The sequence below is a fragment of the Bartonella jaculi genome, assembly GCF_039543045.1.
GTDB classification, from domain to species: Bacteria; Pseudomonadota; Alphaproteobacteria; order Rhizobiales; family Rhizobiaceae; genus Bartonella; species Bartonella jaculi.
Genome location: NZ_BAABIZ010000111.1, coordinates 1 through 1,482 on the forward strand (window position 1 = coordinate 1; position 1,482 = coordinate 1,482).

The window sequence follows — 1,482 nt, forward strand, 5'->3', positions numbered from 1 at the left end:
AATCCCCGTGTATTCCTTTAGAAATGTTGAGAGAATACTCAAACTTATGTGGTTGGCTTTTCTCGAAAGCGAAGGTAAAAAGACAATGGCATAGGACAAGTTGTTTATAAAAAACTTTATCTTATTTTCGGCATTTCTGTATTTTTGCTTCCAAGAATTTGCACATTGCGCTTACGTTGTAATCGGCTGATGAGCGTCTGTTCAATGTTGCGTGAATGTTTGACCATTTGCAGTTTTGTCATTTCATTCTGGATCATAGCTAGCATGCCTTTCATGCGTACTTGCAATTCAGCAACGCCTTTTAAATCCTTCATTTGGTCAAGGGTAACTAACATATTTGCAATTTGTTCAAAACGATTTTCTATTTCCTGAAAGATTTGCAAAGCTATGACTTTATCTATAACTGCTGCATATTGAAGACGTTCATCAATAGTTTCGCGTGCGTCATGGACAGAAGAATTGCGAAGATAATTTTCATCCCGTAAGATTTTTTTAAACTGTTCAGGAATCGTGCTGACAATATCCGCTTGTTTCTTATTATCGTAAATAAACTGTGGATTTATCAAAAATAAACCTCCATCATCCTTTTTCGGATCTTTACTTATTGTTCGATGGCCGGTTATAGCATCCAATATTCTTTCTGTACGGTCGATATGTTTTTTCATTAAGGCTGTCTCAGAATTTGTTTCAAGATCAGGTAATAGCTCGTTCAGATTTACCACGGAAAGGTCAACCGTAACGCCACTTTGTCCATAGCTTGGGACTTCAAAAAATATACTTATTACCGCTGCGATAATCAGCTTTTTCATACTTCATTCCTTTTCATTCTTATATCTTATGTAACAAGGTTGAAAGTTACATCGCTAATTTCAAAATTCGCTGATGAGTTCACGTTCCGAGCCTCAGCTTTCTTCATAATAACTATTAAGTTGTTTGGCTTTTACTGGTTTAGCTTGTTTTTGTTTTATATGGCTCCTCGCTGAATTTCGGCAGGGACTGTTTTATTAACAGGTATACGGTTCCAATTACTTGGTTGTTTTGGTTTTGGCGCGAATAGGCAAGCTGACAAAAGATTCGCAATCAAAATTGTAAAAATGATTTTTTTCATTTTAATACTCCTTTTTACAATTATAAAATATAATTTATCATTGTTTCAATTTTGATCATAAAATATCTTGCCTATAACTCTTATTTCTTTATTGTTTATGAAAAAATACAACTGTGGTGCGGATATAATACACTAAGTTAAAGGGTCATTTGATTGTGCGGCTACTACGAGGAGGATTTCTTCTTGCTGTATCTAAGTACCATAGGTGCCCAAATGTAACGCCTTTTGCCAAAGCGCTGGCAATAGATGACAGTTTGAGTAACAGCACAATGGAGATAATGGACAAGATGAGCGCACCACCAAGGGCATATCCCACATTCTGCTTTCCATCGAATTGTAGATCCGTCATATAGTTTGCAAAGATATCCATCATA

At 35.8% G+C, this 1,482-nt stretch carries 2 protein-coding genes and 1 pseudogene; all 3 read right to left on the minus strand.

Annotated elements, in window-relative coordinates:
- Positions 1–116 precede the first annotated feature (116 nt).
- On the minus strand, positions 117–809 hold the full coding sequence (locus tag ABD915_RS09620; RefSeq protein ID WP_345117722.1) for a TrbJ/VirB5 family protein: 693 nt from the start codon (positions 807–809) through the stop codon (positions 117–119).
- 155 nt (positions 810–964) lie between these two features.
- Complete coding sequence (locus tag ABD915_RS09625; protein WP_345117724.1) at positions 965–1,108, minus strand: lipoprotein; 144 nt, start codon at positions 1,106–1,108, stop codon at positions 965–967.
- Positions 1,109–1,253: 145 nt separating this feature from the next.
- A pseudogene (locus ABD915_RS09630) lies at positions 1,254–1,482 on the minus strand (trwi protein); the annotation flags it as partial.

What these genes read in the sequence shown, in the direction of transcription:
- ABD915_RS09620 (WP_345117722.1), bottom strand. Translation starts at nt 809, where the DNA reads ATGAAAAAGCTGATTATCGCAGCGGTAATAAGTATATTTTTTGAAGTC.
- ABD915_RS09625 (WP_345117724.1), bottom strand. Translation starts at nt 1,108, where the DNA reads ATGAAAAAAATCATTTTTACAATTTTGATTGCGAATCTTTTGTCAGCT.